The organism is Thermococcus sp. M36 (assembly GCF_012027355.1).
Taxonomy (GTDB): domain Archaea; phylum Methanobacteriota_B; class Thermococci; order Thermococcales; family Thermococcaceae; genus Thermococcus.
Map to the genome: position 1 here is coordinate 1 of NZ_SNUH01000163.1, position 468 is coordinate 468.

A 468-nucleotide genomic window follows, 5' to 3' on the forward strand; every position below is an offset into this window, starting at 1 on the left:
TGCTGTAGCATCAGTAGTAATTACAGGCAATCCTGCTGCCATTGCTTCCAGAATAACCAACCCGAAGCCTTCAAAAAAACTTGGAAAAACCATTACATCATATTCGTTTAAAGTTTTTTTAAGTTCACTAAAAGGTATCTTTCCTTTAATATATACATTAGGTACTTCTTTTTGACTAATAGCTATTGTTTCCTTTGAAATGGGTCCTATCAAATATAATTCGGCATTACTTACAGTTAATTGTTTCCATACTTTTAACAATAAAGGAATGCCTTTTCGTGCATCTACCAACCCCACAAAAACAAACTTCAATTTATCAATTGCTTTACTTTCAATGGGCTTGAATTCAGTACTGCTTACACCATAGGGATTAATAATAATTTTTGATACATCATGCCCTGCCCATACTAAAGTGCTTTTAGTGAAACTGCTTGCCACCACTACTTTATCTGCTTTATTGATTTCTTC

At 33.5% G+C, this 468-nt stretch carries 1 protein-coding gene; it reads right to left on the reverse strand.

All coding sequences use genetic code 11. The features are described from left to right. Positions 1 to 468: glycosyltransferase family 4 protein (locus E3E36_RS11800; protein ID WP_167895569.1), on the reverse strand; the 468-nt coding region annotated here is incomplete at both ends.